Source organism: Microbacterium hydrocarbonoxydans (genome assembly GCF_000956475.1).
Lineage (GTDB): Bacteria > Actinomycetota > Actinomycetes > Actinomycetales > Microbacteriaceae > Microbacterium > Microbacterium hydrocarbonoxydans_A.
In genome coordinates this window covers 626,396-640,235 of record NZ_JYJB01000010.1, presented here as the reverse complement: position 1 = coordinate 640,235, position 13,840 = coordinate 626,396, and the positions used below count along the sequence as shown (strand labels likewise).

The 13,840-nt window shown below is 68.5% G+C and carries 13 protein-coding genes; 7 read left to right on the top strand and 6 right to left on the bottom strand.

Annotation, left to right across the window (positions count from 1 at the left end; translation table 11 throughout):
* Positions 1-22: 22 nt before the first annotated feature.
* Genes RS84_RS15670 through RS84_RS15660 form a run of 3 tightly spaced genes read right to left on the bottom strand, consistent with a single transcriptional unit; the run spans position 23 to position 2,472 of the window.
* The gene (locus RS84_RS15670; protein WP_045258698.1) at positions 23-1,096 is read right to left on the bottom strand and encodes a GNAT family N-acetyltransferase; all 1,074 of its coding nucleotides are present in this window, start codon (positions 1,094-1,096) and stop codon (positions 23-25) included.
* Positions 1,093-2,178, bottom strand: coding sequence for a GNAT family N-acetyltransferase (locus RS84_RS15665; protein ID WP_045258697.1), 1,086 nt, complete (start codon positions 2,176-2,178; stop codon positions 1,093-1,095). The genes RS84_RS15670 and RS84_RS15665 overlap by 4 nt, the downstream gene beginning before the upstream one ends.
* Before the next feature lie 15 nt (positions 2,179-2,193).
* Complete coding sequence (locus RS84_RS15660) at positions 2,194-2,472, bottom strand: hypothetical protein (RefSeq protein ID WP_045258696.1); 279 nt, start codon at positions 2,470-2,472, stop codon at positions 2,194-2,196.
* Positions 2,473-2,986: 514 nt separating this feature from the next.
* Here RS84_RS15660 and smc point away from each other — a divergent pair.
* Positions 2,987-6,532, top strand: coding sequence for a chromosome segregation protein SMC (gene smc, locus RS84_RS15655; protein ID WP_045258695.1), 3,546 nt, complete (start codon positions 2,987-2,989; stop codon positions 6,530-6,532).
* Between the two features lie 35 nt (positions 6,533-6,567).
* Here smc and RS84_RS15650 read toward each other — a convergent pair whose 3' ends face one another.
* The gene (locus tag RS84_RS15650) at positions 6,568-7,230 is read right to left on the bottom strand and encodes a hypothetical protein (protein ID WP_045258694.1); all 663 of its coding nucleotides are present in this window, start codon (positions 7,228-7,230) and stop codon (positions 6,568-6,570) included.
* 28 nt (positions 7,231-7,258) lie between these two features.
* Here RS84_RS15650 and ftsY point away from each other — a divergent pair, with 28 nt between their 5' ends.
* Positions 7,259-8,131: a signal recognition particle-docking protein FtsY gene (ftsY, locus tag RS84_RS15645; RefSeq protein WP_045258693.1), complete on the top strand. Its 873-nt coding sequence runs from the start codon at positions 7,259-7,261 to the stop codon at positions 8,129-8,131.
* Between the two features lie 44 nt (positions 8,132-8,175).
* Positions 8,176-8,676, top strand: a complete 501-nt coding sequence (locus RS84_RS15640; protein ID WP_045258692.1) for a DUF2004 domain-containing protein — start codon at positions 8,176-8,178, stop codon at positions 8,674-8,676.
* 94 nt (positions 8,677-8,770) lie between these two features.
* Here RS84_RS15640 and lipA read toward each other — a convergent pair whose 3' ends face one another.
* Positions 8,771-9,760 carry a lipoyl synthase gene (lipA, locus tag RS84_RS15635; RefSeq protein ID WP_045258691.1) on the bottom strand — a complete coding sequence of 330 codons (990 nt, stop codon included), beginning with the start codon at positions 9,758-9,760 and terminating at the stop codon, positions 8,771-8,773.
* Positions 9,757-10,410, bottom strand: coding sequence for a lipoyl(octanoyl) transferase LipB (lipB, locus tag RS84_RS15630; RefSeq protein ID WP_045258690.1), 654 nt, complete (start codon positions 10,408-10,410; stop codon positions 9,757-9,759). Before lipB ends, lipA begins: the two co-directional genes overlap by 4 nt.
* Positions 10,411-10,500: 90 nt before the next feature.
* On the opposite strand from lipB, the gene RS84_RS15625 reads away from it, so the two are divergent.
* From RS84_RS15625 to ffh, 4 genes are all read left to right on the top strand, one after another.
* Positions 10,501-11,088: a TetR/AcrR family transcriptional regulator gene (locus tag RS84_RS15625; RefSeq protein ID WP_045258689.1), complete on the top strand. Its 588-nt coding sequence runs from the start codon at positions 10,501-10,503 to the stop codon at positions 11,086-11,088.
* Between the two features lie 63 nt (positions 11,089-11,151).
* On the top strand, positions 11,152-11,772 hold the full coding sequence (locus RS84_RS15620; RefSeq protein WP_045258688.1) for a hypothetical protein: 621 nt from the start codon (positions 11,152-11,154) through the stop codon (positions 11,770-11,772).
* The gene (locus RS84_RS15615; RefSeq protein ID WP_045258687.1) at positions 11,769-12,269 is read left to right on the top strand and encodes an RNA polymerase sigma factor; all 501 of its coding nucleotides are present in this window, start codon (positions 11,769-11,771) and stop codon (positions 12,267-12,269) included. The genes RS84_RS15620 and RS84_RS15615 overlap by 4 nt, the downstream gene beginning before the upstream one ends.
* A 12-nt stretch (positions 12,270-12,281) precedes the next feature.
* On the top strand, positions 12,282-13,835 hold the full coding sequence (gene ffh, locus RS84_RS15610) for a signal recognition particle protein (protein WP_045258686.1): 1,554 nt from the start codon (positions 12,282-12,284) through the stop codon (positions 13,833-13,835).
* The last annotated feature ends 5 nt before the right edge of the window (positions 13,836-13,840 follow it).

Here is a 13,840-nt window from a genome sequence, read left to right as displayed (position 1 = left end):
TCTACATCGCAGGGATGAGTTGTCAGACGCGCTTCTGCCACGCGCCCGAGTACGACACCGGCACGAAGCCGATCGCCTCGTTGATGTCAAGCATCGGGCGGTTCTCCTCCGCGTTGAACGTCGAGACGACGGGCGACGTCGGGACCAGCTCGCGCCACCGCAGCAGATTGGCGCACTTGACGATCATGCCGAGTCGATGCCCGCGATGGTGCGAGGCGACCAGGGTGCCGAACTGGTGCGTGACTCCGCAGCGGTCGGCGCCGATCAGCAGCTCGTTGTACGCCACGAGTTCGCCAGTCGGGACGTGCTCGACCGCGGCCACCGAGACCAGCTGCCCCGCCGAGGTCAGCATCGCATCCCGCCGGACCACCCGGTCGGCGTCGTAGTGCTCCGCGACGAAGTCCATGTCTCCGCTGGGCGCATCTGTCGACAGGCGGGCCAGAACAGCGGCGTAGCCGTCTCTCAGTTCAGGCGGCGTGGGCAGGGTCCAGGAGAGGACACGGTAGTCCGCTCCGGCGGACGCGGAGGCGTCGGCCAGCATCCGACGCACGTCGGCGGCGTCGGATCGCAGGTCGTACTCGCTGTTGCGCTCGACCTGCTCGAGCGTGTATCCGGCGCCCTCGATGATGTCGGAGAGGGGTGTTGCGGGGATGCGCCCCCAGCCGGTGGTCGGCATCAGCATGCGTTCCTGCTCCTGCGGGCGATGCAGGGTCCATGTCTGAAGGATGCTGCGTCCTCTCGACGTCGCATCCTCTTCAGCGCGGCTCAGCAGAGCGCGCTCGACTCCACGCCCGGCCTGTGCCTCCGGCACCAGGATGTCGAACTCGGCGGTCTGCGCCCCCTCCTCCTGTGCGTACGCCAGCGTGACCATGCCGGCGACCGCGCCGTCCATGCGGGCGACGAACCCCACATGCAGGCTGTCCGTGGCGTCCTGCCACTCCGAGAGCATCTCGGCGGCGGAGGGCGACAGATCGGGAAGGCCGACGTGCTCGTCGCAGATCTGCCTGCTCAACTCACCGAACAGTCGGAAGTCCGCGGCGTCCTCATCGTTCAGGGACGAAGGGACCGCGAGCGGCGAGATCGTGATGGCGGTCATGACAGGTCTTTCCTCCAGGCGCCCTCGTAGGCGATCGGGGTGAAGCCCATGGCTTCGTTGATGTTCAGCATCGGACGGTTCTCCTCGGCGTTGAAGGTGATGACGCGGGGACTGAGCGGATGCTGTTGCGTCCAGGTGAGCAGTCCGGCCGTCTTGACCAGCATCCCGAGTCGATGACCACGGTGCGCGGACAGCACGAGAGTGTCTTCCTGGTGCGTCGTCTCGTCCGGGCGGCTTCCGATCGCCAGCTCGTTGTACGCGCACAGCTCCCCGGTTGCGACGTGCTCGGCAGCCGTGACCAGCACGGTGTTGCCGCGGTCGAGATGACGGGCATCGTGGCGGGCGATGCGCTCGGCATCCCACGACTCGGCGGGCATGCCCATGCCGGCATCCGGCGCATCGGTCGACATGTGCTCCTTCATCCACGCATAACGGGCGATGTGCTCGGGCGGGGTCGGCAGCATCCACTGCACGACGCGGTAGTCGCTCGCCAGGCGCTGCGCCTCGTCCCGCAGAGCCGCGAGCGCGCTCATCGAGCCGTCGTCGAACTCGAGGACGCTCACTCGATCGACCTGTTCCAGCACGAACCCGTGGCGGATCAGGAAGCGCGCGTGATGGTCCTGAGGAACCGAGCCGAATCCGGTGGGGGAGTCGAGGTGCGGCTCACCGTGGTCGGTGTGCTGGGTCCACAGCAGCAGCTTGCGCACCCCGGCATCCGCCGCCACCTGCTCGATGCGGGCGAGGGCGGCGGAGCCGAGTCCGCGGCCCCAGAAGCGCTCGAGGATGTTGATCGTGACGAACGCGGTGCGTCCGTCGTCGTCGGCGAGGATGTTCAGGACGCCGAGTCCGATCGTCTCCTCGCCGTCGCGGATGAGCCACTGCCGCCGGGTGGCGTCGGTATCGGACCGCAGCAGCGGCAGCAGCGCGGCCGGGTCGAGAAGCTCGTCATCGCGACCCGTGGTCTCGATCAGCGAGGCATTGCGGACCCGCGCGTAGCTGATGAGGTCGTCGGCGTCCGCCGCATCCGCCCGTGCGGGAAGCACGAGCGGATGCAGCGTCGCGGATGCAGTGAGGGCGATCATCGTGCCGGCCTCCGGTCAGCGCAGCTGACGCTGCATGTGGTACTCGAGCAGGATGCGTGCCTCACCGTTCGTGAGGTGCCGATCGTTGAGGAACAGCGGCTCGGCGGTGGTGATGATCCGTTCCTTCGCGACCTTCGGTCGCTGAGCCCTCTCGAGCAGCCAGAGGCCGATCTTGAGGGACAGTCGGTCTGCGAGGGCGAGTTCGCGCAGATCGTCGGGGGCGGGGATGTGCAGGACCGTCTGGTCCTGGATATCCGGCGGGTGGGTGGTGCTGTGGTGCAGCGTGGTGTTCACGGTGTTCCTTCGAATGGAGGTGTGGATGGGTGTGGAATGCGTCGCCGGCGAGCACCGATGGATGATCGGCGGCGGCGCGAGGAGAAGACGGATCCCGGAGAGGGATCAACGGATGCCGGATCGGCGGGAGACCGTGATCTGAGAAGAGATCAGGTGCGAAGCGCTGGATGGCGTTCGGGAGAAGACCCACCTGTGGCGGGCGAGTTCTCCGGCTGCGGTGCTACGAGAGCGTGCAGCGTCGGAGGCCCGAGGTGGTCACCGAGAACGCAAAGCGCGGCGCGGAGTGAACACGCGCGTCGAGGCCTGCGGCCTTTGCATTGAGCTGAATCATCATCGGTAACCTCCTTTCACGGGTCGATCCGTTGGTACCGTAGCGAAGGCTCTCAGGCAGAGTCAAGCACCGGGCGTGTCGCTCGGCGTGTCGCGTTGCGTCGATCACCGCGCGGGATGCTCGCCGATCCGCACGATTCCGGTAGCGTGAGGGCGTGATTTCCCGAGGACGAGTGGCCCCCGCATGCATCTGAAGAGCTTGACGCTCAAGGGGTTCAAGTCGTTCGCGCAGCCGACGAGCTTCGTCTTCGAGCCTGGCGTCACGTGCATCGTCGGGCCGAACGGCTCTGGGAAGTCGAACGTCGTCGACGCGCTCGCCTGGGTGATGGGGGAGCAGGGCGCCAAGACGCTCCGCGGCGGCAAGATGGAGGACGTCATCTTCGCGGGGACGTCGACCCGCGGACCGCTCGGCCGTGCCGAGGTGCAGCTCACGATCGACAACAGCGACGGCGCCCTTCCGATCGACTACGCAGAGGTCACGATCAGTCGCACGCTGTTTCGCAACGGATCGAGCGAGTACGCGATCAACGGCGAGAGCTGCCGTCTGCTCGACGTGCAGGAGCTCCTCAGCGACTCCGGGCTCGGCCGCGAGATGCACGTCATCGTGGGTCAGGGGAGGCTCGACACGGTTCTGCAGGCCTCTCCCGAGGACCGCCGCGGCTTCATCGAGGAGGCTGCGGGCATCCTCAAGCACCGCAGGCGCAAGGAGAAGACGCTTCGCAAGCTCGACGCGATGGAGACCAACCTCACTCGTCTGAGCGACCTCGCGGGCGAGATCCGGCGGCAGCTGAAGCCCCTGGGGCGTCAGGCCGAGATCGCGCGGGAGGCGCAGACGATCGCCGCCGTCGTGCGCGATGCGAAGGCGCGAATCTTCGCGGACGACGTCGTGGCCCTGCGCGCCGCCCTTGCTGACCATGCCCGCAACGAGCAGGAGCGGCACACCGAACGGCTCGTGCTCACGGACCAGGCCGAAGCGGTGCGCGCGGGCATCGCGCGACTCGAGCGCGAGCAGAACTCTGCTGCGGTCGACCAGGCACGCAGCGTGGCCTTCGGTCTCGAGCAGGTGCAAGAGCGGATGCGGGGGCTCTACACGCTCGCGAATCAGCGTCTCGCGCTGCTCGGCTCGGATGAGGACGACGCCGCGGTCACGGCGATCACAGTGACCCAAGCCGTGATCGACGAGGCGAAGGACGAGATCGATGCGATCTCTGCGGGACTCGGGGACGCGCAGGATGCGGCGGCGGTCGCGAGTCGTGAGGTGGTGCACGCCCGAGCCGAGCTCGACACGCTGGACGTCGACATCGCCGAGCAGAGCGCTCTGGTCTCCGAGTACGACATGCGGTTGACCGCGCTGCGCGGAACGGCGGAAGCCGCGGCATCCGCTCTCGCCGCCGTACGGGGCGCCGTGCTTCGCCAGGAGAACGCGCTGGAAGCCGCCCATATCCGCCGGCGCGAGGCGGCCGAGGCGCTGGACTCCATCGCCGATGCGGAGGCTCCCCAGGGCACTGCGGCCGAGCACGCGGCCGCATACGAGTCGGCGCAGCGAGCGGCGACCGCCGCTGAGGCCGAGCGCGAGACGCTGCGCGAGCGCCTGCACGCCGCGGAGCGCGAGGTCGATGCTCTGACGGCCAAGGCGGCAGCGCTCGACAGCGCCCTGGCGGCCTCAGGCGGTGCAGCGGAGATCGTCAAGACCGGGGGACCCGGCATCCGAGGCCTCGTCGGCGATGCGGTGCAGGTCCGGGCCGGTTTCGAAGCGGCCATCGCTGCGGTGCTCGGGTCGCTGGCGGAGGGCGTGCTGGTCGACGACACCTCGGACGCGTTCGGTGTCGCACTCGAGGCCGCGGATCAGCGCAGGGGCGTGGTCGACGTGGTCATCGCCGCGGCGAAGCGTCCGACGGCCGATCTGCCGGTCGTCGAGGGCGTGACGCCCGCGGTAGAGACCGTGACGGCGCCGGAAGGCGTCCTGGCGATCCTGTCCCATGTGCTGATCGCGGACACCCTCGACGCCGCGCGCTGTGCGCGAGCCGCGCTCGAGGCGCTGGGGGATTCGAGCACCACGATCGTCACCGTGGGCGGCGATGTGATCACGGCGCAGACGCTTCGCACCGGGGCCGGCGGCGAGAGGTCGCGACTGGAGCTCGCAGCTGAGCGCGACGCCGCCAAGGAGCGCCTCGCCGAGGTGCAGGTCGTCGTGGACTCGCTGCGCGAGGCCCGCGAAGAAGCGACAGAGCAGGTGGAGTCGACCCGACGACTCGCGAAGGAGGCGCTGCGCGAGCTGCGCGAGCACGACGCGGCTCTGGCGTCGCACACCGAGCAGGTCAACCGCGTGACGGTGCGCCACGAGTCGGCCGTCGCCGAGTGCGAACGCCTCGAAGCCGGACTCGCGCAGGCGCAGTCCGCGGTCGCAGATGCCGAGGCCACAGCCGAAGCTGCTCGCGCCGCGCTCGATGAGGCGATCGACGCTCCGCGTCCGGTTCTCGACGCGTCCGCGCGTGACGGGCTGCTCGAGGCGCTGGAGCTCGCACGCGAGGGCGAGGTTCGCGCCCGGCTCGAGGTGGAGACACTGCGGGAGCGAGTCCGGGCTGCCCAGGCGCGCGTCGCATCGCTGGAGCGCCAGCGCGAGCAGGAGCGGGAGGCGGCCGCCGAAGCCGCGCGCCGCGCCGTGATCCGGCGGGCCCAGCGCGAGGCCGCATCCGGCGTCGCCGAGGAGCTGCCCCGCATCCTCGATTCTCTCGATCGGTCTGTCGCGGAAGCGCGACTGGCGCTGGCCGAGGCCGAGTCCGCGCGGTCCGCGCAGAACCAGGAGCTCACGGCGCTTCGCGCCCAGGAATCGACTCTGCGGGAGCGCCTCGCCGGCCTCACCGAGAGCGTGCACGGGCTCGAGCTGCAGATCCATGAGAAGAAACTCCACCTCAACAGCCTGCTCGAACGCGTGGCCTCGGAACTCGCCCTCGAGGAAGATATTCTCATTGCGGAATATGGCCCCGATCAGCTGGTTCCCCACGATCCGCTCACCCGCTCCGTCGAGGGGGAGCACGCGGAGGGCGGCACGGTGCCCTACGACCGGCGCGTGCAGCAGCGTCGCCTCGCCGAGGCCGAGCGCAAGCTCGCGCAGCTCGGCCGCGTCAATCCGCTCGCTCTGGAGGAGTTCGCCGCTCTCGAGCAGCGGCACGCCTTCCTCACGGAGCAGCTGGCCGACCTCACGCAGACGCGTCAGGATCTCCTGACGATCATCGCCGACCTCGACGAGCGCATGCAGACGATCTTCGCGAGCGCCTTCGCCGACACGAAGCAGGCCTTCGGCGAGGTGTTCCCGCTGCTGTTCCCGGGCGGATCAGGCAGCATCACGCTCACGGATCCCGAGAACATGCTCACGACGGGCATCGAGGTGTCTGTACGCCCGGTGGGCAAGAAGATCGAGCGGCTGTCGCTGCTGTCGGGCGGGGAGCGCTCGCTCGCAGCCGTGGCGCTGCTCGTGGCGATCTTCAAGGCGCGCCCGAGCCCGTTCTACATCCTCGACGAGGTCGAGGCGGCGCTCGACGACGCCAATCTCGGGCGGCTCCTCACCGTGTTCGAGCAGCTTCGCGAGAGCTCTCAGCTGCTGGTGATCACCCACCAGAAGCGCACGATGGAGATCGCGGACGCCCTCTATGGCGTCTCGATGCGTCAGGACGGCGTGTCGGCCGTGGTCGGCCAGCGCGTCGGAGACCGGGCGTCCGCAGCGAGCTGAGCGGAAGCAGCATCCGGATTCTCGGACCGATGCCGTCAGCTCACGGCGAGCGAGGCTTCGAACTCCGCGACGAGTCCGGTGAATCCGGGCAGATCCTGAGGGCGGTGCTCGGCACCGGCAAGCACCGCGCGCCGGGCGCCTCGGGCCGCGAGGCGATCGGCGATCACCTCGTACTCCTCGTTCCAGCCGCCGGTGACCACGAGGGCAGGGACGCCGTCCAGCATCCGATCGCGGACGCCATGGCCCCAGGGGAGGTTCGTGCTCGCCCACCGCGCAGCCAGCGGCTGCTCCTCGTGCCAGCGCGCGTCATCGAATGGGCCGCCGAACATCAGGGGCCGCAGGATCGCCCAGAAGCCTCGGATGTCGCCGGCGGAGGCCCGAGCGCGTGCCTCTGTGACGATGCCGATATGCCGCTCGATCGCCTCATGTCCTCGGGCGAGGTCGTACAGGGCGGGCTCGATGAGCACGAGGCCGGCGACGCTCGAGCGCCTCGCCGCCAGTGCGACGGGCACGGCCCCGATCGAGTGCGCGAAGACCAGGGTTCCCGGAGTCAGCTCACGAGCGAGAGCATCCCCCTGGTCGACGATGGATGCGCCGGCGGCGAACGACACGAATCGAGCGTGGGGGTCGAGAACATGCGGCCACGCATCCGCTCCACGGCGCCCGCCGCCATGCACGTACAGCCGGTCGCGGATCATCCCAGGATGCTACCCGTAGGCTGGAGTCATGGCGGAGAAGTCCTGGTCCCTCGGTCGCGCACTGCGCGGCATGTTCGTCAAGCCCACGATCGACGAGACCACATGGGAGGACCTCGAGACGGCGCTGATCACGGCCGACTTCGGCCCCGACATCAGTGAGCGAGTCGTCGAAGAGCTCCGCGAGAAGGTCGACCGCTTCCGGACGACAGATCCCAAGGACCTCCATCGGATGCTGCGCGAGACGCTCGAGGAGCACTTCGCGAAGTTCGACACGACGCTCAAGCTCACCGAGCGCCCCGCTGTCGTGCTGGTCGTCGGCGTGAACGGCGTCGGCAAGACGACGACGATCGGCAAGTTCACGAAATTCCTCCGCGGCTACCAGCGCAGCGTCGTCGTCGGCGCGGCCGACACCTTCCGCGCGGCCGCCGTCGACCAGCTCGCGACGTGGGCGCAGCGCGGCGGTGCCGCGATCGTGCGTCCGCAGCAGGAAGGGCAGGATCCGGCATCCGTCGCCTTCCAGACCATCGAGTTCGCCAAGAACCAGGGCATCGAGATCGCGATCATCGACACCGCAGGCCGCCTGCACACCAAGGGCGGTCTGATGGACGAGCTGTCCAAGATCCGCCGTGTGATCGAGAAGCAGGCTCCTATCAGCGAAGTCCTCCTCGTCCTCGACGCCACCACGGGGCAGAACGGCGTCATGCAGGCCGAGGCCTTCCTCGAGCACGCGGGGGTCACGGGGCTCGTGCTCACGAAGCTCGACGGCTCCGCGAAGGGCGGCTTCGTGCTGGCCGTGCAGGAGCGCACCGGCATCCCCGTCAAGCTGCTCGGTCAGGGCGAGGGGATCGACGATCTGACCGGATTCACCCCCCATGTCTTCGTCCAGTCGCTGGTCGGCTGAGGACAGGGCTACCGCCGTGGGCGAGAGGCTGGTTTCATAGCGTTATGGCGATCGAACACGACTACTTCGGACTTCTGTCCTCGGGCCCCGACGGCTCGATCTTCTGGTCGGAGACGATCGAGCTCGGCGACCAGAGCGTGACCGTCGACCTCACGGCTCCCGATCAGGACGACGTCTCCGCCGACGCGCTCGACATCGCCGCATCTCTGATCGCGGGCCTCGAGAGCGTCGACGCCACGGCTCGCCGCAGCATGCTCGCAGAGGTCGACGATCGCACCAGCGAGGTGACCGAGTACATCCTTCAGCAGCAGGAGACCTTCGGCGAAGATCTCGAGGAGGTGCTCGTCGATGTGAGCGGCGACGCGGCCGTCGACATCATCCGCTCGCTGCGGCTGATGAGCATGACGATCCTCGCCGACGAGCACGGAGGGTCGGAGCCGTTCGCCGTGCTGGAGTACGCGCTCGACGACAGCACGACAGACGACGTTCTGCTCGTGAACCTCGGATCCGACGGCGGCGTGCAGTCGGTGATGAGCGGGGACTGAGTCCGACCCGAGCGAGGACAGGTAAGAACGCCGGGGTAGGTGAATCCACGCAGGATTCTCCTACCCCGGCGTTTTCTCCTACCTGGGCGGAGCCTCAGACGGCCTGTGCGAAGCCCAGGTCGGCGCTCTCGGCGATGTGTGCCAGGTGCGCCGGGATCTCCCGGCCCTTGGATGCCATCGACTGCGCCCACAGGCGCCCTGCGCGGTACGAGGAGCGCACCAGCGGGCCCGCGAGCACCCCGAGGAACCCGATCCGCTCGGCCTCCTCCTTGAACTCGACGAACTCGTCGGGCTTGACCCAGCGCGCCACCGGGAGGTGGCGGGGCGACGGCCGCAGGTACTGCGTGATCGTGATGATGTCGCAGCCGGCGTCGTGCAGGTCGTGCAGCGCCTGTACGACCTCCTCGGGCTCCTCGCCCATGCCGAGGATCAGGTTCGACTTGGTGATGAGGCCGGCATCCCGAGCCTGGGTGATCACGTCGAGCGAACGCTCGTAGCGGAAGGCGGGGCGGATGCGCTTGAAGATGCGCGGGACGGTCTCGACGTTGTGCGCGAACACCTCGGGCCGTGCATCGAACACCTGGCGCAGCAGCGCCGGGTCGCCGTTGAAGTCCGTGGCCAGCAGTTCAACACCCGTGTTCGGGTTCATCGCATGGATCTGCCGGATCGTCTCCGCGTTCAGCCAGGCCCCGCCGTCGGGGAGGTCGTCACGCGCGACGCAGGTGACCGTGGCGTAGCGCAGGTTCATGCGCACCACGCTCTCGGCCACGCGGCGGGGCTCGTCCGTGTCGTAGTCGGCCGGCTTGCCGGTGTCGATCTGGCAGAAGTCGCAGCGCCGGGTGCACTGCGACCCGCCGATGAGGAACGTCGCCTCGCGGTCCTCCCAGCATTCGAAGATGTTGGGACAGCCCGCCTCTTGGCAGACGGTGTGCAGATCCTCGCTCTTCACGAGCGAGTGAAGGGCCGTGTACTCGGGGCCCATCTTCGCCTTGGTCTTGATCCACTCGGGCTTGCGCTCGATGGGCGTCTCGGCGTTGCGGATCTCCAGGCGGAGGAGCTTGCGGCCCTCGGGCGCGGCGGTCATGCGGGAACTCCTGTGTACTCGGCGGACGCGTATTCGTCTGTGAAGGCGTTGATCACCCCGGCGACGATGTCGGCGGGGGAGACGGCGGCACCGATCACCTCGCTGACCGTGGTGACTCCGGCATCTGTGATCCCGCAGGGGATGATCCCGCGGAAGCCGGCCAGGGTGTTGTCGCAGTTGATGGCGAAGCCATGCATCGTCACTCCCTGCTGCACGCGGACGCCGATCGCGGCGACCTTGTCTTCCGAGAGGGGGCGGCGCACCCAGACGCCGCTGCGGCCCTCGACCTGGTAGCCGTCGACTCCGAGCGGGCGCAGCACGTCGATCAGGAGCCGCTCGAGGCGGCGGACGTGCGCGACGACGTCCATCGGCTCGGGCAGGCGCACGATGGGATAGCCGACCAGCTGACCGGGTCCGTGCCAGGTGATTTTGCCGCCGCGGTCGACGTCGACCACCGGCGTCCCGTCCTGAGGGCGTTCGTGGTCCTCGGTGCGCTTGCCGGCGGTGTAGACGGCCTCGTGCTCGAGAAGGATCAGGGTGTCTGGCCGGGTTCCGGTGACCACGTCGGCATGGATGCGCCGTTGGAGGTCCCAGCCGTCGAGGTACGGGACGTACGACGGTGCGAAGCCGGGGGTGAGGATGTCGAGCATGCGTTGTCCGCCCTCTCGAAGCTAGTTGGATTGCGTCCAACAATACCCCTCGAACGCGCGATCGGGTCAGGCTCGCGGTAGCGTGAGGGGGTGAGCAGCAGCGGGAGCAGGGCCGGGCGCCCCAAGGCGTCGTCGCGCGAGACGCTCGCCGAGGCCGCCTGCGAACTGTTCCTCGAGCGGGGCTACGACGCGACGTCCGTGGCAGACATCACCCAGCGTGCCGGAGTGAGCCGCTCGAGCTTCTTCAACTACTTCGCATCCAAGAGCGACGTGCTCTGGTCGGGTCTGGACGCGCGGATCGCGCAGGCATCGGATGCTCTCGCCGCGCTCGACCGCGACGGCGATGCCGACAGGGTGCGCGGGATCCTCCGCGAGATCGTCCGCGATTTCGCGCCCGATCCGCTCGCGCTGGCCCTGCGGAACAGGTCGGCCATGGGCCTGGATGACGAGCTTGTGCGCGACACGGGAGTGCGGCAGATCCGCCTCGCCTCGGCGATCTCGGATGCTGCGAGAGCGGCTGGAATGAGCACGATCCACGCTGACATCGTCGGCGCAGCGCACGCGGCGGCGTTGTTCTCTTCATTGCGCGTCTGGGCCGAGCAAGGTGCGGGATTCGGCGCGCCGGAGACGATGCTCGACGGCGCGCTGCGCGGCATCGACGACCTCCGCTGGAAGTAGCGGCGGACGTTCGGCGCCGCGCCGGACAGGTCATGAGTGAACCCACCGAGAAGGGAACCGCTCATGGACACTGAAGAACTCGACGATCTGCTCCGCACGTCGGCGCCGGCACCCCGGGGCGTCGACCTGGTCGATGTCCGCGCGATGATGGCGGATGCTCGCGCCGAAGTCCGTACGCCGAAACGGCGCCGAACCCTCGTATTCGGGGGCGTGCTCGGACTCCTGCTGGTCGGCGGCGCGGGGTATGCCGCGGCGTCTACGGATTGGCTGTGGAGTGACGGGTTGGAGAACCCAGACCGCAGCTATGCGTACACCTCGCCCAATTGGGGGCAGTGCGAACTGAGATACAGCGGCTACGAGACGCACAACATCTTCATCCAGGCCGACGTCAACAGAATCATCGACGAGTGGTTCGCGAACGCCGACGTCGAAGCTGCAGCCGCGCCATATGTAGAGGGCTACCTGTCGCAGATCGAAGCCGACCAGGCCGCGAGCGATCCCATCACGGACCCGCGCCTGCCTGATCTGAACGCGTGGCAGGCACATGACCAGGCCCTCGCAACGGCTCTGCACGATGAGCTGAAGTCGCATGGTTACGACGCTGAGCACGGGCTCGCCGGCGCCGAGAGTCACAGCCAGCTGCATTGCGCTGGCGAAGACTGGGGCGGGGAGGGATCGCGATGACGGCGGAAGCCGCGCGCCTCACGGCGGCGGTCGAGGCGAACGCCGCCGACCTCCTGGCATATCTCTCGCGCCGAGTCGGACCTGACGATGCGCCGGACCTGCTCGGAGAGACCATGGTCGTCGCCTGGCGCCGGGTGCGTGAGCTTCCGACCGGAATCGAGCGAGCACGCATGTGGCTGTTCGGCATCGCGAGAGGAACCCTGCTCAACCATGCTCGCGGCCAGCGACGGCGCTGGGCCCTCGCCGACCGCATCCGCCTCGAGCCGGCCGCCGATCAATCCGGGGCGCCCGCGGATGCCGGTGCCGAGGTCCGTGACGCGATCGCGCGGCTGGATCCCGAACAGGCGGAGCTGGTGCGACTCGTGCACTGGGACGGCTTGAGCGTCGCGGAGGCGGCCGAGCTCCTCGGCATCCCCGCGTCCACTGCGCGAGGCCGCCACCAGCGCGCGAAGGACGACCTTCGTGCCGCGCTGAGCATCGAGGCTCCGCTCGCGTAGAATCGAAGCACCATGGCTACGTTTGGCACGCTCTCCGATCGGCTCACCGAGACCTTCCGCAATCTGCGCACGAAGGGAAAGCTCACCGCCGCCGACGTCGACGGCACCGTGCGCGAGATCCGTCGCGCTCTGCTCGACGCCGACGTCGCACTCGCGGTGGTCAAGGACTTCACGGCGAAGGTGCGCGAGCGTGCGCTCGGCGACGAGGTCAACAAGGCGCTGAACCCGGCCCAGCAGGTCGTGCAGATCGTCAATGAAGAACTGGTCGCCATCCTCGGCGGAGAGCAGCGCCGCCTGCAGTTCGCGAAGACGCCGCCGACCGTGATCATGCTCGCCGGCCTCCAGGGCTCGGGTAAGACCACATTCGCGGGAAAGCTCGCGAAGCAGCTCGAGGGCGAAGGACACACCCCGCTTCTTGTGGCGGCCGACCTGCAGCGTCCGAACGCCGTGAACCAGCTTCAGGTCGTCGCAGAGCAGGCCGGTGCCACCATCTACGCCCCCGAGCCGGGCAACGGCGTCGGGGATCCCGTCAGGGTCTCGCGTGACGGCGTCGAGCACGCCCGTCGTCACCAGCACGACGTGGTCATCATCGACACCGCCGGCCGCCTCGGCGTCGACGCCGAGCTCATGAAGCAGGCCGCCGACATCCGCAAGGCGGTCGCCCCCGACGAGGTCCTCTTCGTGATCGATGCCATGATCGGTCAGGATGCCGTGAACACGGCGAAGGCGTTCCAGGAGGGTGTCGACTTCACCGGCGTGGTGCTGTCGAAGCTCGACGGCGATGCCCGCGGTGGCGCCGCCCTCTCGGTCGCGTCAGTGACCGGCCGCCCCATCATCTTCGCCTCCACGGGTGAGCGCCTCGAAGACCTCGAGCCGTTCCATCCCGACCGCATGGCGAGCCGAATCCTCGACCTCGGTGACATCCTGACCCTCATCGAGCAGGCCCAGCAGGCCTTCGATGAGGAAGAGGCCATGAAGATGGCCGAGAAGCTCGCGAACGAGGCCTTCACCCTCGAGGACTTCCTCGACCAGCTTCAGCAGATGAAGAAGATGGGCTCGATGAAGAAGATGCTCGGGATGCTCCCGGGCATGGGGCAGATGAAGCAGCAGCTCGAGGACTTCGACGAGAAGGAGATCGACCGCACCGAGGCGATCATCCGTTCGATGACCCCCGGTGAGCGTCGCAACCCCAAGATCCTCAACGGCTCTCGTCGCCTGCGCATCGCGCGCGGTTCCGGCATGACCGTGACCGACGTGAACCAGCTCGTGCAGCGCTTCGAGCAGGCCGCCAAGATGATGAAGACGGTCGCCCGCGGCGGAACCCCGAACATTCCCGGCATGGGTCCGGTGCCCGGCATGGGGCGCCCCGGTGCGTCGGCGAAGCGCGGCAAGAAGGGCAAGTCGAAGGGCGTCTCCCGCTCGGGGAACCCGGCCAAGCGCGCCGCCGAGAACGCCGGGCTCGTCGCACCGTCGGCGCCGACGGGCTCGGGCTTCGGTCTCGGCCGCCAGAAGGCGCCGTCAGAGGCCGACCTCGCCGAGATCCAGAAGCTCTTCGGAAAGGGCTGAGCAGG

Coding starts and splice junctions, on each gene's coding strand:
- lipA (WP_045258691.1), bottom strand. CDS start 9,760: ATGACCGCCGCGCCCGAGGGCCGCAAGCTCCTCCGCCTGGAGATCCGC.
- ffh (WP_045258686.1), top strand. CDS start 12,282: ATGGCTACGTTTGGCACGCTCTCCGATCGGCTCACCGAGACCTTCCGC.
- smc (WP_045258695.1), top strand. CDS start 2,987: ATGCATCTGAAGAGCTTGACGCTCAAGGGGTTCAAGTCGTTCGCGCAG.
- RS84_RS15640 (WP_045258692.1), top strand. CDS start 8,176: ATGGCGATCGAACACGACTACTTCGGACTTCTGTCCTCGGGCCCCGAC.
- ftsY (WP_045258693.1), top strand. CDS start 7,259: ATGGCGGAGAAGTCCTGGTCCCTCGGTCGCGCACTGCGCGGCATGTTC.
- RS84_RS15665 (WP_045258697.1), bottom strand. CDS start 2,178: ATGATCGCCCTCACTGCATCCGCGACGCTGCATCCGCTCGTGCTTCCC.
- lipB (WP_045258690.1), bottom strand. CDS start 10,410: ATGCTCGACATCCTCACCCCCGGCTTCGCACCGTCGTACGTCCCGTAC.
- RS84_RS15650 (WP_045258694.1), bottom strand. CDS start 7,230: ATGATCCGCGACCGGCTGTACGTGCATGGCGGCGGGCGCCGTGGAGCG.
- RS84_RS15670 (WP_045258698.1), bottom strand. CDS start 1,096: ATGACCGCCATCACGATCTCGCCGCTCGCGGTCCCTTCGTCCCTGAAC.
- RS84_RS15615 (WP_045258687.1), top strand. CDS start 11,769: ATGACGGCGGAAGCCGCGCGCCTCACGGCGGCGGTCGAGGCGAACGCC.
- RS84_RS15620 (WP_045258688.1), top strand. CDS start 11,152: ATGGACACTGAAGAACTCGACGATCTGCTCCGCACGTCGGCGCCGGCA.